This window comes from Pseudomonas sp. PS02290, from assembly GCF_029960075.1.
Lineage (GTDB): Bacteria > Pseudomonadota > Gammaproteobacteria > Pseudomonadales > Pseudomonadaceae > Aquipseudomonas.
Genome location: NZ_JASCOY010000020.1, coordinates 48131 through 67424 on the forward strand (window position 1 = coordinate 48131; position 19294 = coordinate 67424).

A 19294-nucleotide genomic window follows, 5' to 3' on the forward strand; every position below is an offset into this window, starting at 1 on the left:
TGCCATTGAGTGCAAAAACAGAAAACCCCGCCTGGTTTGGCGGGGTTTTCTTTTACAGCTTTTTGAAGCAACCCAACGATCAGGCGAAAGTGGCTGCTTCGCTGTTCTGCACCAGATCCAGGCTGGCATCGCTCTGAGCACTGACACGCTGATAAAGCTGCGCATCGGTTTCCAGTGCCTTTTCGCGAGCCGGGAAGATCTCGTTCAGCTTGGTGGCCCACTCGGTGCGCGCCTTGTCCGGGAAGCAACGCTCGATCAGGTCCAGCATGATCGAAACGGTCACTGAAGCGCCCGGCGAGGCGCCCAGCAGTGCGGCAAGGGAGCCGTCCTTCGCCGACACCAGCTCGGTACCGAACTGCAAAACGCCGCCTTTTTTCGGGTCTTTCTTGATGATCTGTACCCGTTGACCGGCCACTTCCAGGCGCCAGTCTTCGGCTTTGGCTTCCGGGTAGAAGCGGCGCAGTGCATCGAGCCGCTGTTCCATCGACTGCCGAACTTCACTAATCAGGTACTTGGTCAGGTCCATGTTGTCGCGGGCCACTGCCAGCATCGGCGCGATGTTGGCTGCGCGGATCGACAGCGGCAGGTCCAGCAGCGAACCGTGCTTGAGGAACTTGGTGGTAAAGCCGGCGTAAGGTCCGAACAGCAGGGACTTCTTGCCGTCGACAACGCGGGTGTCCAGGTGAGGCACCGACATCGGTGGCGACCCCACTGCCGCCTGGCTGTACACCTTGGCCTGATGATGCTTCACCACTTCAGGGTTATCGCAACGCAGCCACTGGCCGCTCACCGGGAAGCCGCCGAAACCCTTGCCTTCCTCAATGCCGGACATCTGCAGCAATGGCAACGCCGCGCCGCCTGCGCCCAGGAACACGAATTTGGCGTCGATGTTGCGAGTCTCGCCGCTGGTCACGTCCTTGATGGTGACGGTCCAGCCGTCACCCTGGCGGCTCAGGTCGGTGACGCGTTTGCAGTATTTGACCTGCGCATCGGGCGCGTTGGCCAAATGCTTGAGCAGCATGTTGGTCAGGTTGCCGAAGTTGACGTCGGTGCCGTGCATGACCCGCGTCGCCGCGATAGGCTCATCGGCTGGACGGCCGGGCATCATCAGCGGCATCCACTCTGCCAGCTTGCTTTTGTCTTCGGTGTATTCCATCGAGGAAAAGGCGTGGTGCGGACGCAGTGCTTCGTAGCGTTTTTTCAGGTACGCCATGCCTTTTTCGCCCTGAACGAAACTCAGGTGCGGAACCGGCGTGATGAACGAGCGCGAGGAGCCGAACGTGCCTTTGCGAGCCAGGTAGGCCCAGAACTGTTTGGAGACTTCGAACTGGGTGTTGATGTGAATCGCTTTCTTGGTGTCGATCGAGCCGTCGGCCGCTTCCGGCGTGTAGTTCAGCTCGCACAGCCCGGCGTGGCCGGTACCTGCGTTGTTCCAGGGGTTGGAGCTCTCTGCAGCACCGGAATCCATCAGCTCGACGACTTCAACCTTGAGGCTCGGGTCCAGCTCTTTGAGCAGTACGGCGAGGGTGGCACTCATGATGCCTGCCCCGACCAGCACTACATCGACTGCTTCGTTATGCGCCATTAACGCGTCTCCAAAATCTGCAGCACCAAATTGACGGCATGCGTTCCCGTGGTCAGTCGCCAGGTTCGGGCGGCGCGGTGTTCGCGCAGTGCCTCGTTCAACCTGGCCGGGATCGCCATGTCCGATTCTTCGCAATTTTTTGCATCTTCAGCGGACGCCACCGAACGAGCCTGGTTGATGCTTTTATAAGGCAAGCATGAACGCATTTTTCGGCCCGTACAGCCATTCGACTATCGTCAAGGCGTCCGGTTGTGCAACCAAATCCGTAGCGGACAGGCTTCAGGCTCTTTTGACGGAGACTGCGGTGCGGTCGGTCCTTTGCAAGGGGGCTGGGTCAGACGCTAACGGTGCATTTACAAACGCGAAACTATTCATTTGCTTGCCACACTCTTGTGAAGTTGTGAAAACCCGTTTTTTTTCACGCTCTTTTGGAGACGCGAACCTCAAAAAGGGCTGCGCGATGGCAGCTCTGCAGATCAGGTTCATACGCGATGTGAGGCAAGAACTGGCGAAGGACGTTCGGATTAGTCGACGATCCGGCGTCTGCGCTGCGGCCACATCGGGCTGCACATGTCTGTGTGGAAGGCTCTCTGTGGGCGTTACGAAGGAGTCGATAATGGCTATCGACGATGCTGCGAGGCCCGATCAGGAGACGTCCTTATAATCGGGGGAAGATTATAGCGATGAAACGGGCAGAAATGATCCAGGAAAGATGACTTTTATTCGTCTTTTGGTCAGATGCTGAGCATATGTCGGGCGGTAATCGCCCGTGACCGGGAAGTCACGCAGGCGCTGGAGGGGAGTGGGCGCTGCAGCCAGCACAGGTTTGCTTCGTGGACTTCGACCCAGCCCTGACCACAGGGCGTTTCTGCGCAGTGCTTGAATGCCAGGCAAATGCCGTGCTGGTCCAGACGGGCATAGTGACGATGACGGCGGCGCAACGAGAACAACGACCAAAGAAAGTCCATGGCAGGACTCCTTGCTGGAGAGTTGAAAAAAGTATGGTCGGCAGGCATGACACCGCTGTGACGTTGCGATTGCGCAATTGTGTTGATTTTGATCGTGTGGACACCGTCGTCTACCCGGAACCGGTGGGATGGCACTTTGTCGTATCTTTACCCTAGTGAGCGGCCTTGGGAGGTCGCTATACTGCGGCACATTTTGTGCCTTGGCCCATGGAGAAATGAGCATGTTGCGTCGCGTTCTGTTCGGTTTGCTTGCCGCTGGCAGTCTGACCCTGGCGGGCTGTGCCCACAGCCCGCAATCCCTTACCCCGGAACCCAAGCTGAACGCTCAACTGGCGCCGGTCGGCCACGGCCAGCAAGTGGTCGTGCGCGTGGTTGACGGTCGTCAGTCGCAGCAACTGGGCACCCGTGGTGGCCTGTACCCGGAAACCAGTTCGATCACCGTCAACGGTCAGCAGTTGCTGCCGCAGCTGCAGGCTCAGGCTGAAGCCGGCGTGCGGTTGCTGGGTTTCACGCCCGTGCAGAATGGTAATGGTCCGCAGCTGACCGTCACCCTGGCAGACCTGAAGTATCAATCGCCGAAAGAAGGCCTGTACGTCACCGAAGCCAACATCAGCTCTACGTTCCGCGCTGACGTTCAGAACGCCGGCCGTAACTACAGCGGTCGCTACGCGGCCTCACTGGATCAACGCTTCGGCATGGCGCCAAACGAAGAGACCAACACCAAGCTGATCAGCGACGTGCTCAGTGACGCACTGACCCGCCTGTTCCAGGATCAGACGATTGGCCGCACCCTCGGCCAGTAAGTTCAGCGCCTGCTTCTGACGTACAAAAAAGCCCCGGTTTCGCGAGAAGCCGGGGCTTTTTGTTTGTTCAGCGACGTCACCTTGGGCTCGCAGCGCGGGGGTCAAGCCGCCTGATAGAAATCCAGAAAACTGAAACCGGTCTGCAGATCCACTTCCGGCAGATCGTTGTGCGCATGGCCGCCGAGCGCGCAGTACACCAGCCAGTGCCTGTCCTGAACGTTGAACGCCAGTGCGTCGATCAATGCTTCCTGTTCGTCGCTGGGGGCGATGAGGTAAAGGCGGTCCTGGTTGTGGGCGTGCAGCATGACGCTCTCCGTGGCGGTGGGTCGATTTGAGGTCCCACACAGTGCCCGGTTCAGGTGACGTTAAGGTGACAGCGACTAGTGTGAGCGGCAGATCCAAACAGAGTCTGCGGCGCCCATTAATCCGGCGTCATCGAGGCACCATGTCGCTTATCCATCACGCCCCCGGTCTAGCCATCAACCTCTGCGCCTTGCTCGCCGCCGGCCCCGGCATCTGGCTGCTGCACACCACCCGCACTCGCGAGCAGCGGGAGATGGCCCATCTGCACCATCTCACCGAACAAGCCCCAATCGACGAACCGATGCACCTGATGGATGTGCCCACCTTGCGCATGATCCGCCTGAGCTATCGGTTCGGCACGGCGTGCCTCGCGTTCGCGCTGCTGTTGTCGTGGGTGAGCACTAAGCTGTGATCGCTTAAAAGGCCAGCGTCACCCTGGCGTTCAGGGTTTGATCCGACGCATCGCTGCTCACTTGTCCGTTGTAACTCAGCCCGACGCTCAGCGTGTCGCTCAAGCCCAGATCGACCCCCGCACCAAGCACTGCTGCGTTGCGGGCAATCGGTGCGCCGGAGAGATCGAAGGTGTCGCCGCCGCTGAAGGCCGCGCGGCTCTCTGGCGTCACGTCACCGTAGGCGCGACGCCAGCCCAGTGTCGCGTTGGGCTTGATCGCGACGCTGCCCGCCTTCAAGCGAGTAGCCGCACGCAGGCCGAGGGTGCTGAAGGTGATGTTGTTGTCCTGAGACTTGTTCTCCAGCCTGATCGCGTTGCTGTTTTCATCGAAGGAATCTGTGTCCAGTCGCACATGGGCGAGGTTGGCGAAGGGCTCAAGTTGCGCATTGCCCAGCTCGATGGCGTAACCCAGTTCGCCAAATACCTGATTGGTCGCCGCATTGTAATCTTCCTTGAAGTGCTCGGAAGCACCGGGCAAGTCCAGCGTGCGCTTGGCTGTCAGCTCGTGCCAGGTGCGTACCGCGCCGAGGCGCAGGCCCAACTGGCCCCACTTGGCGCCGGCATAGACGCCCAGATGGTAGTTGTCGCTGTCGGTGGAGCCGGAGGCATGGCGCAGGTCGAAGCTGCTGTTGCTGAAACCGGCCATCGCGCCCACGCGCCAGGTGTCGTCGAGCGGCACGTCAGCGCCGAACAGCAAACCGCTGGTGTGCGTGTCGAGGCCCGACACATCACGGGTGCTGTCGGTTTTGCCGGTCGCACCGATGGCCTGAGTCCAAACCACGCCACGGGAGTCGTCACCGACGAGGGTTTGCGTCGTGCCGCGAAGTGCCGGTGCTGACTGCGCTTGTTGCAAGCGATCGTTCACGGCGTTGCGCACCAGACGGCTGTCTTCGATCAGCGCCGACTGCGTCGACGCATGCAGCTCGTTGGACAACGCCTTGAACGTGGCCTGTGCGGTCGACGCGTCGTCCTGCACCACCTCACGCCAGAGCGTGTTGCCAGCGCCCGCGCTGTCCAGCCCTTGCGCGACCGCTCGGGCATTGCGGGTCGTCGCCAGGCTGGCGAACGTTTGTGCGTTACGGTCCAGCGTCAGCCCGACATCGGTTGCCGTGTAGTTCAGCGTCGGGGTGAGGAAGGCGAAGTTGGTTTGCACATTGGCAAACGCACCGCTGACGCCACCGGCTGCCGAGAGAATCGAGTAACGGCTCGCGGCCAGCCAGTTACCGCCTTCAACCAGCGACAGCGTGCTGTTATTGAGGGTTGCACGGCCGCTGGCGACGATGCGGTCGGCATTGCCATTGGCGTCCGATTCGACCTGGTAGACCGAGCCCTGAGCCAGGTTCACATCACCGTTGACGTTCAGTTGCCCGACCGAATTACCCGGTGCAACCACGCCGCCCCGAGCGACATTGATGCCCCCGACGGTGCCATTGCCACCCAGCGTTGCGCCTTGCTGCACGCTGACGATGGAGTTGCCCAGATTGCCATTGACCGCCAGCCGACCCCCTTGCACCGTCGTTGCGCCGGACAGGCTGTTGTTGCCCGTCAGGTTCAGCGAGCCGATGCCACGTTTGATCAACGCACCGTTGCCCGTCAGGCTGTTGGCGAGGGTGTCGTTGGTCGACTGATCGACGACCAGCGTCGCGTTGTCGGTGATCGTCCCGCTGCCGAACGCCTTGGCATGGCCGGTCAGCACGCCACCGTTGATCACGGTGCCGCCCGAGTAAGTGTTATTGCCGGTCAGCATCAGATTGCCGCTGCCGTTCTTGATCAGCCCGCCGCTGCCGCTGATGTCGTTGCGCCAGGCGTCGATGGCGTTATAGCCGCCCAGGCTGGCGTCCATGTTGACCGTGACGTTGGAATTGAACGCTGCATAACCATCGCCCGCTGCATACAGGTTCAGACGGCCGTAGCCACCTGACTGATCGATCACCGCATAGCCGGATGAAATCTCGGTGGTCGCCAGTATCTCGCGCCGCTGACTGGCGTCCAGGTACGGGAAGCGGGTTTCCAGCAACACTTCGGCGTTGGTCGGTACAACGGCGGCCAGGTTGGTCGGGCCCACCGGATCGAAGCCGTAGGTCATGCGCGAGGTGAACAGCGCCTTGTCCTGAGCGTGTTGAGACGTGCGATCGGTGGCCGGGTCAATGCTCGCCATGCAGTCGTTGACGTCGCCGCCGCATTGCGCCGTGAAATAACTCAGTGCCTGAGCACGCGCATCGGCGCGCAGTTGGGCGTTGGCCGGATTGGAGAGGTTGTCGATGGCGAAGTACGTCGCGGTGATGCGCCCGCCCATCACGTCGAACGGCGAGTGCATGCCGGCTTCAATGCGGTTGTCGCCAATTTCCGAGGCGCGCAGCATCAACTCGCTGAAACGCTCGGGAATGGCATAGGCCAGTGCGTATGAAGACAGGTACGCGGCGTTGGTATGGCCGCTGGGGAAACCCGAGTCGCTGGCCGGCGTGGTGCTTTCTGCCGGGCGCAGGGAGGGCGCCACCACGAAGGCCAGGCTCTGACCGTCCAGACTTTGCCGCCATGGCCGCGGATACAAATAGTGGGATTTGGCGGGCGTTGTCGAGGCGTCGTTGCGTACAGCGCCGACCAGATCGACGACTTTGCCCAGCGCCGAAGACGAACTGCCTGCGCCATTGCCTTTATCGTCGTACTTGACGGTTTTGTTGCTGTCGTCGAACTGCGTGATGGTCGTGAAGGCGCCAGCGCCTGCCTTGTAGGCAGCGCTCAACGAGCCAAGGCCGCTGATGGCGCTGTAACTCTGATCACGGCGGTCATCGAAGTAAGCGGCTGTTTCCTGAGCGAGGGTACGCGTATTGGCGCGGTCGACCACGATTTGCAGGTTGCGCCGTAGCAAGCTCTGACCCAAGGCGGTCGGTGTACCCGTGTCCCAGGTCGCGCCGGTCGTCCATAAGGTATTGAATCCGGAAAGCAGGTCGACACCGTTGATGGTGTCGTCTCCCGCCCTGCTCGCGGCCTGGACCGATACGGCGAGCACTGAAAGTACCAGGGAAGACACCATTACCTGGGCAACCGGTTTGCTGGATCGCATAGCGTACGCCTTCACTCATTTGGATAGGCGACGACCCTAACAACCGTGTCTTACGCTTGAGTGTGTCAGCGGTGACACATTTGTGAAGGCTGATATCGCCAAGGCAACGGAGGCGCACAACGAAAAACGGCGCCTTGAGGGCGCCGTTTATTCGGGGGAGGGAAGGGGGCTTAAAGCGGCAACCCGGCCTTCACCCGGTACTGATTGCGCACTGGCATAGCGTATTGCTGAATCAGAAACGGACGGTGCTCGGCAGGGCAGCCATTGAGTCGGCGCTGCCATTCCTCTTGAGCGCGTTCCAGTTCGTCTACCGGGAACACTTGAGCCGCGTTCGGCACTTGGAGCGCCGGCTCGGCGTTGGCCCATTGCGCGTACGCGAGGTAGTGCACCGGGAACAGCCGATAGCCGCCGAGAATCTGCCGGTCCATTTCGATGGCCAGCAGTTTGGTGTCCTCGAACAGCTCGGTGATCGGCGGGGCAAAGTTCACGTGCACGCGGCCTTTGTAGCCAGTGATCCCCAGCGCGATGCTGACGTCGTCCTCGCCCGGCACTTTGGTGTAACTGCCGGTGGTGGCGCGGATGTACAGCTCCCGCGCCTTGGCGTGATCGCACGGGTCGTATTCGTAGCTGATCGACACCGGCGTCAGGTTCAACGACTGAATGACTTCGCCAAACGGCTCGTCCTTGCGGCTCATGTGGAACATCTTGAGGATGGCCGACTCGGTGCGGTCGTCGCCGTCTTTCGCGCGGCCTTCAGCCTGGGCGATCCAGATCGACTGGCAGTCATTGCGGATGGAATGATTGATGTACGCCGACAGCAATTGGTAAGCCGCCATCTTCTCGCGACGCCCGGTGATCGAGCGGTGCACGATGAAGCTCTTGTTCAGGCGCATCAGGTCGCTGACGAAGGGTTTTTGCAGCAGGTTGTCGCCAATGGCGATGCGCGGCGTTGGCAAGCCCGCGTGATAGACCGCGTAATTGACGAAAGCCGGATCCATCACGATGTCGCGGTGGTTGGCCAGAAACAGGTACGCAACCCCTGACTTGAACTGCTCGACGCCGGTGTAGGTCACACCGTCAGTGGCCCGTTCGATGGTGTGATCGACGTAATGCTCGACCTTGTCCTGCAGGGCCGCGACGGTGTCGATGCCGGCGAACTGGCGACGCAACTTGCGCGCGATGGCCGGTTGCAGAATCCAGCCGAGGGAGCCGGCCAGACGCGGAAATCGGAAATGCGTGAGGATCGCGAGGAACGCCTTGTCACCCAGCAGCCGATCAAGTACGGCTTTTACTTCGGTGTCGTCGTACGGTCGGATGGCATCGAATTCGCCCATCATGCTCTCTTGTCGGAAACGGCTAAGGTAAAGGAGGTCGAGTCCGGTGCAGCAGCGAGTCACGACACCACAGGCTTGATGCCTGGGCGGCGGCCGCACAACAAGGCGGCTTCGCTCAAGGTGTCGACTCAGGCTGATGCCCGGATGCTGAGGAATAAAGCTCGACCCGCAAACAAGTCGGCGATTATACGCAAAACTGGGCCCGGAGACTGCGATGCAGGAAATACAGGATTACGACTGCCCTTATTGTGGCGAACCGGTGGAGGCGGCGCTGGATCTGTCCGGCGGCGATCAGACCTACATTGAAGATTGCCCCGTCTGCTGCCGGCCGATCATCTTCAGCCTGCAAACCGATGGGGAAGAGTGGACGCTGGACGTCCGCAGCGAGAACGAGTGATGCGCAAGATTTATGAGCCCGAACACCTGATGGAAGGTGAGCTGCTGCAGGCCATGCTCGCCAGCGAAGGCATCGAGTCCCACATCACCGGGCGTCATTTACTGGGCGCCGTTGGGGATTTGCCGGCGTTCGGGTTGTTGGGCCTGACGGTCGAGGATGACCAGGCCGAGCGGGCGCGTCTGTTGATCACCGAGTACAATGCCGCCTTTCCGCTGCCCGGTGACGAGCCGGACAGCTACCCCGATGTGTTGCTGTGCTGAATCCGGTTCGCGCGCGCCTCATTCGCTTTCAAAAAGAGTTGTGCTGAACCCATGTGTGGACGTTATGCGCTGTTTCGTTGGTCGCCTGCCTTTGCGGCCCTGCCCGGATTTCCGAGCGACCAGCAAGCGCAGTGGAATATTTCTCCTGCCGCTTCTGTCTTGATGGTCCGGGCAGCGCCGGGCGAGGTCGAGGAGGGCGCCGAGCGCGGACGCGAAGTGGCGCGGGCACGTTGGGGGCTGACGCCGCCCTGGCTTACCGACATGTCGCGCACGCCGGCCCATGCTCGCGCTGAAACCGTAGCGGAGCAGCCGATGTTCAAACAGGCGTTTCGTGAGCGACGTTGCCTGCTGCCGGCCAACGGCTTTTATGAGTGGCGTGGCAGCGTGCGCAAGCGGCCGTTCTGGCTCACGCCGGCCGAAGGATCGACGCTGTATTTCGCGGCGATCTGGGAGGCCTATCCCGTTGAAGGCCACACCTACCTGAGCGTTGCTGTGGTCACGCAGTCGGCCATGAGCCAGCGTCGACCGTTGATTCTCGACGAAGAAGGGCAGCGCGCCTGGCTTGATCCGGACTGCCCGCTGATCACTTTGCAGGCCATGCTCGCCGCCCCGCAGATGCAACTGCGCGAACGGCCTTTGGCCAATCTGGTGAACGATCCGAAGCTCAACGCGCCGGAATGCCTGACGCCGTTGTAGTGCTGTCTCACGGTGTGAATCGCGATCCCGTGTTTCTTTCCTGTTACACAGCCGCGTTTTCCTGCGCCTTTTCACATGGCAGACGGCTGGCATCTGGTGCTCGGCCCGCGTATTGCCTAGGATGGCGCGATTGTTTCAATGGAGATACGAAATGCGCAGGATTTTTGCTCTTTGTGGCGTAACGGCAGCGTTGCTGGTGGCTGGGTGTCAGGCGGTCAATACCACCACCGGCGATTCGGTGGGTGTCGAGCGCAAACAATACATGTTCAGCATGCTGTCCACGGACGAAGTCAACAAGATGTACGCCCAGTCCTATCAGCAGACGGTCAGCGAAGCTACGTCCAAAGGCGTGCTCGACAACAGCAGCGCCGAGGGCAAGCGCGTCCAGGCCATCGCCAAGCGTCTGATTGCCCAGGCACCGAAATTGCGGCCCGACGCGGCGCAGTGGCAGTGGGATGTGAACCTGATCAAAAGCGATGAGCTGAACGCCAACTGCGGTCCCGGCGGCAAGATCATCGTGTACAGCGGCCTGATCGATACGCTCAAGCTTAGCGATGACGAACTGGCGGCAGTCATGGGCCACGAAATTGCCCACGCCTTGCGCGAACACGGCCGTGAAGCCATGTCCAAGGCCTACGGTGTGCAGATGGCGAAGCAGGGCGCCGGTGCACTGTTGGGGTTGGGGCAGGACAGTCTGGCGCTGGCCGACACCGTGGTCGACTACAGCCTGACGCTGCCGAACAGCCGCGCCAATGAAAACGAAGCGGACTTGCTGGGCCTCGAGCTGGCTGCTCGCGCCGGTTACAACCCGAATGCCGCGATCACGCTGTGGCAGAAGATGGAAGCCCAAGGCGGCGCGTCGCAGCCGGAGTTCATGAGCACCCACCCGGCCTCGTCCAACCGGATCGCCTCGCTGCAGGCGGCGATTCCGAAAGTGATGCCGTTGTATCAGCAGGCGCCGAAGGGCTGATCAACGCCTGATCCCGGTAGCAGACACGGTCATGTGGAAGCGAGCTTGCTCGCGAAGAGGTCGGGACATCCGCTGCATCACAGCGCCTGGAACGCCATCTTCGTGAGCAAGCTCACTGCCACATGGACTGAGCTTGCTCGCGATCATCAATTGTCGGCGCGTATCTGCGAAACGGTTGAAGAGCATCGCGAGCAAGCTCACTCCTACAGGGGGCTGATGTCTGCGGCTACACCCAGCCGCTGATCTGCATCGCCTTGTACACCGCAACGATCGCCAGGATGAAGAACGCCCCTGCTGCCAGACGACGAATCAGCGTCAGTGGCAGTTTCTCCGCAGCAAAATTACCCGCCAGAACCACCGGCACATTGGCCAGCAACATGCCCAGCGTCGTGCCGAGGATCACCAGCCACAAGCTTGGGTATTGCGCCGCCAGCATGACGGTCGCGATCTGCGTCTTGTCGCCGATTTCCGCGATGAAGAACGCGATCAGCGTGGTCAGGAAGGGGCCGAACTTGCGACTGGTGCTGGCTTCGTCGTCGTCCAGTTTGTCCGGAACCAGCGTCCACAGCGCCGTGGCGGTAAAGCTGGCGGCCAGGATCCAGTGCAGGACGGCGTCGGAGAGATAGCTGCTGAACCATGCGCCAACGGCACCGGCCGCAGCATGGTTGGCCAGCGTGGCTGCGACAATCCCGGCAATGATGGGCCAGGGTTTGCGGAAGCGAGCGGCAAGAACGAGCGCGAGGAGTTGGGTCTTGTCACCGATTTCAGCCAGTGCGACGACAGCGGTGGGGACCAGCAAGGATTCCAGCATCAGGGTTTTCCTAAGGGGCGGGTCAACACGGCTATGACACGTACAACCTCCCCGCCCCGGGTCAGGATGTTCGTGTCATAGGTCTTGTCAAACCACCGATCCGTCTGAGCGGATCTGGGGTCGCACGCACCATGGTCTGAGGACCAAGTATGTTGATGCGTGCCGGACGAGCATGGCGCTCGTGGGAGACTACTCCCCTAGGACGGTGCGGATTCTGCCTACACGTCTCGTGTTCGGCAAGCGCTAATTATCACGCACGTTTCGCACGGTAAATCCGGAAGCCCTGACCCTCGGCCATGATTGCGCACGGCCCCAGATGCGACTCGATAATCGGCTGATAGCGCAGGAAGCTGTTTGCAACCAGGCGCAGTTCGCCGCCTTTTCTCAGATGTTCTCGTGCTTTTTTCAACAGATTTTCAGTAGCGGCGTAATCAGTGTGGACGCCGGTATGGAACGGCGGATTGGTCAGAATCACGTCCAGATCGCTCGGTGCGGCGTCGATTCCGTTACCCGTGAGCACTTCGGCTTCAAGGCCATTGGCGGCTAGCGTCAGACGGCTGCTGGCGGTGGCGAACGCGTCGACATCCAGCATGGTCACGCGGGTCTCGGGGTAGCGGCGTTTCACCGCTGCACCGAGAACGCCCGCGCCGCATCCGAAATCGAGCAAATGGCCGGCGGGAAGCCGATCAATGTTATCCAGCAACAGGGCCGAACCCCGGTCCAGACGGCCGTGGCTGAACACGCCCGGCAGACTCACCACCTTCAACGCGCCGCCTTCGATTTCGATGTCGAAACGTTTGGCCAGGCTGTCGAGCTCAACCACTTGCGGAGGCGTTTCGACGGTGACTTGCCAGAGCTGGCAATGCCGGGCGCTGTCGAGTTTGCGCGTACGCCCGAACGGGCTTAGCTGGCGGGCGGCGGCTTCAATGCCACCGCGTTTTTCACCGACTAGAAACAGCTCACGTCCGGCCAGACGCGAAGCGAGCGCGTTGATGAGGTAATCGGCGAGGTCGCGGGCCTTGGGCAAAAACACCACCGCGGCTTCAAAGGGTTCGCCCGGGGCTTCGGTGCCGAAGTGCACGCGCTCGGGGAATCGTGTACCGAGGGTGTCGAAGTCGCCAGCGTGCCAGCTCCAGCCGCGCGCGTTGGGCAGCTTGCTCAGCAAGTCGTCGGCAGGGAGGCCGGTCAGCAGCAAGGAACCCTGAAACAAATCGGCCTGTCGGAGTAACACTTCACTGCGCGGGTCCATCATCGGCTCCTCGAAAAAAAGGGCGAAGTCTAACAGGCCTGCCACGCCGCGCACGCGCTGTGCGGCCGAGTGGCGAGCCTGCGAAAAGCTCCGTGTCAGCTGACGACGCGGACCGGCTTGCCCTCATAGAACGCGAGAGCGTTTTCGTTGATCTGGCCGACGATGCGCTGCCGCGCTTCCTGGCTGCCCCATGCGCTGTGGGGCGTGATGATCAGGCGCGGAATATCGCCCGACAGCAGCGGATTGCCATTAACCGGGGGCTCGACCGTCAGCACGTCGGTGGCCGCGCCGCCGAGATGGCCGTTGCGCAGGGCATCGGCCAGTGCCTGCTCGTTGATCAAGCCGCCGCGCGCGGTGTTGACGATGAAGGCTTTGGGTTTCAGCAGGCTCAACTCGTGGGCGCCAATCATGTCCCGAGTGTGCTCGTTGAGCGGGCAGTGCAGGGTGAGGGCATCGACCTGGGGCAGTAGCTCATTCAGTGGCACGCGATCAGGGCGAGCAGGACGACCGGGGATCTGACCCGACAGCACGCGCATGCCGAAGGCTTCGGCCAGCTTCGCGACCGCGCCGCCCAGCTCGCCATGGCCCAGCAGCCCCAATGTTTTGCCTTCCAGCTCGACAATGGGGAAGTCCAGCAAGCAAAACTGCTTCGATTTCTGCCACTGGCCTTGGTGGATCGCTTGTTGATAGTCAGGCAAGCGGGTGGCCATCGCCAACAGCAACATCAGCGTGTGCTGGGCCACGGAAGGGGTGCCGTAGCCCTGACAGTTGCTGACCACCACGCCATGCTTACGGGCGGCATCGAGGTCGACATTGTTGACGCCGGTGGCGGTCACCAGCACCAGTTTCAGATTCGGGCAGGCGGCGAACGTGGCGGCATCGATCATGATCTTGTTGGAAATCGCCACATCGGCGTCCTTCAAACGCTCGGCCACCTGATCGGGTGTGGTGCTGCCATGCAGCACCAGTTCGCTGAAGGTTTCACGCCACGGCGCGAGGTCGAGATCCCCCAGATCCAGAGAGGTGTGATCCAGGAAAACTGCTCTGCGTTGAGTGGGCATCAGCTGTACCTTTTGCTCGGTGGGTGGGAGGCGTAATGTGACGAGCCTACCAGAGCCTGCCGCTCGCCATAACGCCTGGAGAACTTCGATGTACTGGACCGAATTTTTAACCGTTGCGCTGATTCACCTGCTGGCTGTCGCCAGCCCCGGTCCGGATTTCGCCGTCGTCGTGCGCGAAAGCGTGACCCACGGTCGCAAGGCCGGCACCTACACCGCCATGGGCGTGGGCACCGCGATTTTCCTGCACGTCGGCTATTCGCTGCTGGGGATTGGCCTGATCGTTTCGCAGTCCATCGTCCTGTTCAATGCCTTGAAATGGGCTGCGGCGGCGTACCTGATTTACATCGGCATCAAAGCACTGCGCGCCAAACCTGCAAACGCATCGGATGCGCCCGTGGACATCGCCAAAGGCGAGCGCACCGCGCGGGGCGCCTTCACGGCGGGGTTCGTGACCAATGGGCTGAACCCGAAAGCTACACTGTTTTTCCTGTCGCTGTTCACCGTCGTGATCAATCCGCACACGCCGATGCTGGTACAGGCGGGCTATGGCGTTTACCTGGCATTCGCGACCGGCGCATGGTTCTGCCTGGTGGCACGCCTGTTCAGCCAGCCTCGGATTCGCGCGGGCTTTGCGCGGATGGGCCATTGGTTTGATCGGGCGATGGGTGGGGTGCTTGTTGCGCTGGGTTTGAAGCTGGCGTTGACGGAGATGCATTGATGTTGGGTTTAGTGAAGTACCACTGTTTAAGGAATTAGGTTGGGTACTACCGCCTTTAGACGGCAGGGATGAGTAAATGGATTTTCTAACCGATGTTCCCAGTTGGGATGATGTAGCGCGTAATCTTGAAGAAAAGTTCGGTAATTTAAACCAGTCGTTAGATCAGGGCTGGGAAAGCACGCTCGGCAGTTGGAATGGCTTCACTCGACGCGTGAGCACCGAGGCCACTCTGGCCTACGGCAGTGTAGGGGGAAGCCGCATCGAATCGGTCAGGTCGGCGATGGCCAAGTCCTATCCCATTATCCAACTAGATCTGACGCGCAAATGGGCATCCATCAACATCGCCGATATCCTGCACACGTTGCTGCAATTGGTTAAAGAGGTCGCCATGATCATGGGCGGCAGCGTAGCTGTAGGAGCCGTTGCCGGTGGGGCGGCTGGATCGCTAGCGTTTGGAGCGGGTGCGTTACCGGGAGCTGTGGTGGGTGGGGGCATAGGCGCGCAAGTTGGCAACTTGATTCTGCTGGGGATGGGGCTCTCAGCCATCGCCGATTATTTCTACCAGGGGCTACCTCCTTGTCTCGCAAGCATTTATGAGGGCATCGTTACCGCATGGAACGCTGAAGATGGCGTCAGACCTGCCGGACTTGACCCTACAGGCGCGTCCGCATGGATAGTTGACGAGTGTATAGACGCAGCAGCGAGGAAGCTTGCCAGAGGTCAGGAGCAGTTGGTAATGCTGTTGCTGACAGCCATTGTTACTTATATCTCTAGAGGACAGATTAAGGCTGGAGTCGTGAGCAGCCTGGACAGCATTGCCGCGCGTAGCGCAAAGCTTCAAGCAGACATGACTAACAAAGAGATTGCTGGTTGGTTAGCTCGAAATGAACAAGGCTTGTTGGCACTTCCTGAATTGCGAGTACGCGAGCCGATACCATTGGCTAAACAAGAACTTGAAGCCGAGATTAAAAAGCAGACAGAAAGGCCAGAAATTACTAAAAAAGAGCAAGAAACTAGCGCCCCGATACAGCCAGAAAAACCAAAAACTGATAAAAAAGCGACGAACCACCTCCTAAAGGAAATCCCGTTTTAGGTGTATTGGAAGACAGTGTGTTCGCACAAAAAATGTCTAAGCCGACCAAGGCGTTTAGCAAAGACGGACAAAATATTTATTCTATGGCTGCAGGGCAGCCCATAAATACAGTGTCCGATCTCACGAGTGCCTTGGAGACTGGCGCCATAACCCCTAGGCAAGTACCTCTTGATTACGTTGTTGTTGATGGGCACAATGTCATAGCAAATACCCGAAGCTCAACAGCGCTTATAAATGCTGGTATACCCAAGAGTCAGTGGTATGGGGCTAATAAAACAGGTGTTGTAGCTTTTGAGAATACAACTTTCGACGAGCTTGTCAAAGAGCAGCTTAGAAAGAATTACGGCGGCTCCGTACTTAATGCAAGAAGGTAATAATTAATGAAGCTAACTCAACCCCAAAAGCTTTTAGATCTTGATACCTTTCTACCTTCAGATGGTGAAGATGATTTTTCAATGTCTTATGCTGAGAACTATCTTACACTCGATATATATTACGATCCGGAGCTTTCTGCGCCTACACGCGTAAAGAAAAGCCTTCGATTTTTCTGGCCTAGCTATTTTGTAAAGACTCCGTTCCCGGGTCATAGCTTTTTTAGTTGCCCTGACGACCGGGATTTATCGTTGCTGAGTTGCTTGGTTGAGTATAAAGGCTCAGAAATCGTGGATATCGCTAATAAAATGTCTAGCTCGGCCAATTTTAGGCACTTTCGGTTGTATCTTCAATCTGAGGGGGCAGCACTTCACATCGTAGCGCAGTCATTCGAAGTTATAGACCAGTCTTGAGAGGAAGCCACTCCGCAGGGACTTTATCGATTAGCCACACTTCGTTTTCGGCCTTATAAAACTTGAAGCCCATTTCATGCATTCGAAGAGCTTCAATTTTCAGGACAACTGGCTTGCCATAGCGAAGCCCTACGGAATGTGCAGTTTCTGGGCTTTCCGACAAGTGCACATGATGACGTATTCCCGGAATGAGTCCTTTCTCATAGATTGATTCCAGGAATCTGGTGGCCGTACCATGGTAGAGGAGTGTGGGCGGTATCGTCTGCGTGTGTTGAAGATTTACTGTGCGAGTTGAATGACCTTGCGCGGCTCGGATAAGTTGTCGGCTTTCTGAAATAATAAATCTTTTCTTCTCGCTTTCGTTAACCACCTTTTCCAACAGGTCTCGGTCAATAACGCGATTATTTCTCGAGGCGCACAGGATTAGCGCGTCGATATCGGCCCATCCATCTGAATCCAGCTCCAAGCCGATGGCTTCTGGTTCATGCCTTAAGACATAACTTAAAAACTTGCTGCTTTCGTCAAGTAATTTCTTGTCCACACCGATTCCTCATAATGGCCAGCATTGAACGTGAAAGCTAAAGCTTCATCCGAAGAAAATCAATCCTGACCTCTGCTGCATCGTTATTCAGCAACGTTGGAACATTCTTGAGCGGTTAGGTATTCCAATGACACCTTTCTTATGATCTCGGCGGCACCGAAAAAATTCTTTATACCGGTCCAGAATTTCCTAGGCCAAGTTGGTATTTTTTAGGCACCTCAGACCAACAATTCATCCCTTCGGCTGATCCGATCGACGCGCCCAGGCCCTACAGTGCATATTTTCAGCCCCCGCACCTGCACCGTGAAAAGGGATTCCTATGCTGCACACCCGCGTGATTCCGCCCGCCGAAGGGGCGTACCAGTACCCTCTGTTGATCAAGCGACTGCTGCTGTCAGGCGTGCGCTACGAAAAAAACCGTGAAATCGTTTACCGGGACCATTCGCGCTATTCGTATCAAATGCTCAACGAGCGCATTTGCCGGCTGGCCGGTGCGCTGACGGCGGCCGGGGTCAAGGCGGGTGACACCGTGGCGGTGATGGATTGGGACAGCCATCGTTACCTGGAGTGCATGTTCGCGATCCCGATGATTGGCGCGGTGATCCACACCATCAACATTCGGCTTTCGCCCGAGCAGATCCTGTTCACCATGAACCATGCCGAAGACAAGCTCGTGCTGGTGAACAGCGAATTCGTGCCCCTCTACAACGCCATCGCCGGGCAACTGACCACGGTCGAAAAAACACTGTTACTCACTGACACCGCTGACGCTACCGCCGACCTGCCCAATCTTGTGGGCGAGTACGAAGCGTTGCTGGCCGCGGCGAATCCGCACTATCAATTCGAGGATTTCGACGAGAACTCGGTGGCGACCACGTTCTACACCACTGGCACGACGGGGAACCCCAAGGGCGTTTATTTCACCCATCGCCAACTCGTGCTGCACACCATGGCCGTCGCGACGATCATGGGCAGCGTCGAAGGCATTCTGGGCGGCGACAAGGTTTACATGCCAATCACGCCGATGTTCCACGTGCATGCGTGGGGCGTGCCCTATGCCGCAACGATGCTGGGCGCCAAACAAGTGTATCCCGGCCGCTACGATCCCGAGTTGCTGGTGCAGCTCTGGCAAAAAGAGAAGGTCACGTTTTCTCACTGCGTGCCCACCATCATGCAAATGGTCCTCAACGCCAAAGCCGCCCAGAACATGGATTTCACTGGCTGGCACATCATCATCGGCGGCAGCTCGCTCAATCGTTCGCTGTACGAGGCAGCCAAGGCCAAAGGGATTCAGCTGTCTGCCGCCTACGGCATGTCCGAGACCGGGCCATTGGTGTCGGTTGCGCACCTGAATGACGACTTGATGGCTGCCAGTGAAGACGAACGGACCGCCTACCGAATCAAGGCCGGCGCGCCGGGCGTGCTGGTTGAGGCGGCGATTGTCGATGGTGAGGGCAATTTCCTGCCTTCCGACGGCGAGACCCAGGGCGAACTGGTGCTGCGCGCACCATGGCTGAGCGAAGGTTATTACCGCGAGCCGGAGAAGGGCGCCGAACTGTGGGCTGGGGGCTGGCTGCACACCGGTGACGTGGCGACGCTGGACAGCATGGGCGGGATCGATATTCGTGACCGCATCAAAGACGTGATCAAGACCGGTGGCGAATGGGTGTCTTCCCTGCAACTGGAGGACCTCTGCAGTCGCCATCCCGGTGTACGCGAAGTGGCCGTGGTGGGTATCGCCGATCCTCAGTGGGGCGAGCGACCGTTTGCGCTGCTGGTCGCCCGCGAGGGTCACGTCCTGGATGCCAAGACCCTTAAGGATCATCTCAAGCCGTTTGTGGAACAGGGGCACATTAACAAGTGGGCGATTCCGAGCCAGATCGCCCTTGTTACCGAAATTCCCAAGACCAGCGTCGGCAAGCTCGACAAGAAGCAAATACGTCAGAACATCCTCGAATGGCAGGGCAGTAACAGCGCTTTCCTCTCCACGCTCTGACGCTGTCCTTCGCGGCCATTTCATCGGTTCATCCCCGTGAAAATGTGCCGCGAAGGCTCTAATCCGGCGTCTTCCTTACCAATTCTCTTTTTTCAGCCATGCTCCCCCTGCGTTGTGATTTGCCACTCTGGAGTCGGCGTGCCAGAGGTGTTGGCGCTGCAAATCACACTTTAGAGGGATCAAGCAGCAGCACCTGCTGGCTATAGTCG

Annotated in this window: 20 protein-coding genes, 1 pseudogene and 1 riboswitch; of the genes and pseudogenes, 11 read left to right on the plus strand and 10 right to left on the minus strand. The window is 59.2% G+C overall.

Translation table 11 applies throughout. The features are described 5' to 3' along the window. Window positions 1-79 precede the first annotated feature (79 nt). From mqo to QMX88_RS11965, 3 genes are all read right to left on the minus strand, one after another. Entirely contained in the window at window positions 80-1585 is a 1506-nt protein-coding gene (mqo, locus tag QMX88_RS11955) for a malate dehydrogenase (quinone) (protein WP_282369489.1), read from the minus strand. Beyond that, window positions 1585-1779 carry a hypothetical protein gene (locus tag QMX88_RS11960; RefSeq protein ID WP_133771915.1) on the minus strand — a complete coding sequence of 65 codons (195 nt, stop codon included), beginning with the start codon at window positions 1777-1779 and terminating at the stop codon, window positions 1585-1587. Before QMX88_RS11960 ends, mqo begins: the two co-directional genes overlap by 1 nt. A 540-nt stretch (window positions 1780-2319) precedes the next feature. After that, window positions 2320-2553, minus strand: coding sequence for a hypothetical protein (locus QMX88_RS11965; protein WP_282369492.1), 234 nt, complete (start codon window positions 2551-2553; stop codon window positions 2320-2322). Between the two features lie 221 nt (window positions 2554-2774). Between QMX88_RS11965 and QMX88_RS11970 the strand changes: the two genes are divergently transcribed. Beyond that, window positions 2775-3356: a YajG family lipoprotein gene (locus tag QMX88_RS11970; RefSeq protein ID WP_192174929.1), complete on the plus strand. Its 582-nt coding sequence runs from the start codon at window positions 2775-2777 to the stop codon at window positions 3354-3356. Window positions 3357-3457: 101 nt separating this feature from the next. Here the strand turns inward: QMX88_RS11970 and QMX88_RS11975 are convergent, their stop codons facing one another. Next, a complete protein-coding gene (locus QMX88_RS11975) occupies window positions 3458-3661 on the minus strand; it encodes a hypothetical protein (RefSeq protein ID WP_065991803.1) in 204 nt (67 codons plus the stop codon). Between the two features lie 140 nt (window positions 3662-3801). Here QMX88_RS11975 and QMX88_RS11980 point away from each other — a divergent pair, with 140 nt between their 5' ends. Then, the gene (locus tag QMX88_RS11980; RefSeq protein WP_172609708.1) at window positions 3802-4071 is read left to right on the plus strand and encodes a hypothetical protein; all 270 of its coding nucleotides are present in this window, start codon (window positions 3802-3804) and stop codon (window positions 4069-4071) included. A 4-nt stretch (window positions 4072-4075) separates the two neighbouring features. Here the strand turns inward: QMX88_RS11980 and QMX88_RS11985 are convergent, their stop codons facing one another. Continuing rightward, on the minus strand, window positions 4076-7174 hold the full coding sequence (locus QMX88_RS11985) for an autotransporter domain-containing protein (protein WP_282369498.1): 3099 nt from the start codon (window positions 7172-7174) through the stop codon (window positions 4076-4078). Window positions 7175-7344: 170 nt separating this feature from the next. Continuing rightward, complete coding sequence (locus QMX88_RS11990; RefSeq protein ID WP_192174927.1) at window positions 7345-8508, minus strand: 1-acyl-sn-glycerol-3-phosphate acyltransferase; 1164 nt, start codon at window positions 8506-8508, stop codon at window positions 7345-7347. Window positions 8509-8722: 214 nt separating this feature from the next. Between QMX88_RS11990 and QMX88_RS11995 the strand changes: the two genes are divergently transcribed. The 4 genes from QMX88_RS11995 (at window position 8723) to QMX88_RS12010 (ending at window position 10831) form a co-directional block, all read left to right on the plus strand. Beyond that, window positions 8723-8905 (plus strand): CPXCG motif-containing cysteine-rich protein, encoded by a 183-nt coding sequence (locus tag QMX88_RS11995; RefSeq protein WP_192174926.1) that lies wholly within the window; start codon window positions 8723-8725, stop codon window positions 8903-8905. Continuing rightward, entirely contained in the window at window positions 8905-9165 is a 261-nt protein-coding gene (locus tag QMX88_RS12000) for a putative signal transducing protein (RefSeq protein ID WP_192132565.1), read from the plus strand. Before QMX88_RS11995 ends, QMX88_RS12000 begins: the two co-directional genes overlap by 1 nt. 51 nt (window positions 9166-9216) lie before the next feature. Then, entirely contained in the window at window positions 9217-9861 is a 645-nt protein-coding gene (locus QMX88_RS12005; protein ID WP_192174924.1) for an SOS response-associated peptidase, read from the plus strand. 151 nt (window positions 9862-10012) lie between these two features. Beyond that, a complete protein-coding gene (locus QMX88_RS12010; protein ID WP_192174923.1) occupies window positions 10013-10831 on the plus strand; it encodes a M48 family metallopeptidase in 819 nt (272 codons plus the stop codon). A gap of 226 nt (window positions 10832-11057) precedes the next feature. On the opposite strand, the gene QMX88_RS12015 is transcribed toward QMX88_RS12010, so the two are convergent. The 3 genes from QMX88_RS12015 to QMX88_RS12025 all read right to left on the minus strand — a co-directional run bounded on the left by QMX88_RS12015 (window position 11058) and on the right by QMX88_RS12025 (window position 13952). Then, a complete protein-coding gene (locus QMX88_RS12015) occupies window positions 11058-11642 on the minus strand; it encodes a TMEM165/GDT1 family protein (protein ID WP_074884042.1) in 585 nt (194 codons plus the stop codon). Window positions 11643-11731: 89 nt separating this feature from the next. Next, window positions 11732-11852: riboswitch (yybP-ykoY riboswitch) on the minus strand. A 40-nt stretch (window positions 11853-11892) separates the two neighbouring features. Then, on the minus strand, window positions 11893-12891 hold the full coding sequence (locus QMX88_RS12020; protein WP_282369516.1) for a class I SAM-dependent methyltransferase: 999 nt from the start codon (window positions 12889-12891) through the stop codon (window positions 11893-11895). 95 nt (window positions 12892-12986) lie between these two features. Then, complete coding sequence (locus QMX88_RS12025; protein ID WP_282369519.1) at window positions 12987-13952, minus strand: 2-hydroxyacid dehydrogenase; 966 nt, start codon at window positions 13950-13952, stop codon at window positions 12987-12989. Window positions 13953-14040: 88 nt separating this feature from the next. Between QMX88_RS12025 and QMX88_RS12030 the strand changes: the two genes are divergently transcribed. From QMX88_RS12030 to QMX88_RS12045, 4 genes and pseudogenes are all read left to right on the plus strand, one after another. After that, on the plus strand, window positions 14041-14670 hold the full coding sequence (locus QMX88_RS12030; protein ID WP_282369521.1) for a LysE family translocator: 630 nt from the start codon (window positions 14041-14043) through the stop codon (window positions 14668-14670). 76 nt (window positions 14671-14746) lie between these two features. After that, a pseudogene (locus QMX88_RS12035) lies at window positions 14747-15610 on the plus strand (DUF6861 domain-containing protein); the annotation flags it as partial. A gap of 170 nt (window positions 15611-15780) precedes the next feature. After that, a complete protein-coding gene (locus QMX88_RS12040) occupies window positions 15781-16137 on the plus strand; it encodes a hypothetical protein (protein WP_282369523.1) in 357 nt (118 codons plus the stop codon). A gap of 6 nt (window positions 16138-16143) precedes the next feature. Further along, window positions 16144-16548: a hypothetical protein gene (locus QMX88_RS12045; protein WP_282369525.1), complete on the plus strand. Its 405-nt coding sequence runs from the start codon at window positions 16144-16146 to the stop codon at window positions 16546-16548. Here QMX88_RS12045 and QMX88_RS12050 read toward each other — a convergent pair. Further along, entirely contained in the window at window positions 16532-17089 is a 558-nt protein-coding gene (locus QMX88_RS12050; protein WP_192174916.1) for an RNA 2'-phosphotransferase, read from the minus strand. The two genes, QMX88_RS12045 and QMX88_RS12050, sit on opposite strands and share 17 nt — an antisense overlap. Before the next feature lie 319 nt (window positions 17090-17408). On the opposite strand from QMX88_RS12050, the gene QMX88_RS12055 reads away from it, so the two are divergent. Then, window positions 17409-19085, plus strand: coding sequence for a fatty acid--CoA ligase (locus tag QMX88_RS12055; RefSeq protein WP_282369528.1), 1677 nt, complete (start codon window positions 17409-17411; stop codon window positions 19083-19085). Window positions 19086-19294 lie beyond the last annotated feature (209 nt).

Bases quoted from the DNA above. Each gene is read 5' to 3' on its own strand.
- QMX88_RS12010 (WP_192174923.1), top strand. From the start codon at position 10,013: ATGCGCAGGATTTTTGCTCTTTGTGGCGTAACGGCAGCGTTGCTGGTG.
- QMX88_RS11985 (WP_282369498.1), bottom strand. From the start codon at position 7,174: ATGCGATCCAGCAAACCGGTTGCCCAGGTAATGGTGTCTTCCCTGGTA.
- QMX88_RS11970 (WP_192174929.1), top strand. From the start codon at position 2,775: ATGTTGCGTCGCGTTCTGTTCGGTTTGCTTGCCGCTGGCAGTCTGACC.
- QMX88_RS11995 (WP_192174926.1), top strand. From the start codon at position 8,723: ATGCAGGAAATACAGGATTACGACTGCCCTTATTGTGGCGAACCGGTG.
- QMX88_RS11965 (WP_282369492.1), bottom strand. From the start codon at position 2,553: ATGGACTTTCTTTGGTCGTTGTTCTCGTTGCGCCGCCGTCATCGTCAC.
- mqo (WP_282369489.1), bottom strand. From the start codon at position 1,585: ATGGCGCATAACGAAGCAGTCGATGTAGTGCTGGTCGGGGCAGGCATC.
- QMX88_RS11990 (WP_192174927.1), bottom strand. From the start codon at position 8,508: ATGGGCGAATTCGATGCCATCCGACCGTACGACGACACCGAAGTAAAA.
- QMX88_RS12020 (WP_282369516.1), bottom strand. From the start codon at position 12,891: ATGGACCCGCGCAGTGAAGTGTTACTCCGACAGGCCGATTTGTTTCAG.
- QMX88_RS12000 (WP_192132565.1), top strand. From the start codon at position 8,905: ATGCGCAAGATTTATGAGCCCGAACACCTGATGGAAGGTGAGCTGCTG.
- QMX88_RS11980 (WP_172609708.1), top strand. From the start codon at position 3,802: ATGTCGCTTATCCATCACGCCCCCGGTCTAGCCATCAACCTCTGCGCC.
- QMX88_RS12055 (WP_282369528.1), top strand. From the start codon at position 17,409: ATGCTGCACACCCGCGTGATTCCGCCCGCCGAAGGGGCGTACCAGTAC.
- QMX88_RS12025 (WP_282369519.1), bottom strand. From the start codon at position 13,952: ATGCCCACTCAACGCAGAGCAGTTTTCCTGGATCACACCTCTCTGGAT.
- QMX88_RS12005 (WP_192174924.1), top strand. From the start codon at position 9,217: ATGTGTGGACGTTATGCGCTGTTTCGTTGGTCGCCTGCCTTTGCGGCC.
- QMX88_RS12030 (WP_282369521.1), top strand. From the start codon at position 14,041: ATGTACTGGACCGAATTTTTAACCGTTGCGCTGATTCACCTGCTGGCT.
- QMX88_RS11975 (WP_065991803.1), bottom strand. From the start codon at position 3,661: ATGCTGCACGCCCACAACCAGGACCGCCTTTACCTCATCGCCCCCAGC.
- QMX88_RS12045 (WP_282369525.1), top strand. From the start codon at position 16,144: ATGAAGCTAACTCAACCCCAAAAGCTTTTAGATCTTGATACCTTTCTA.
- QMX88_RS12015 (WP_074884042.1), bottom strand. From the start codon at position 11,642: ATGCTGGAATCCTTGCTGGTCCCCACCGCTGTCGTCGCACTGGCTGAA.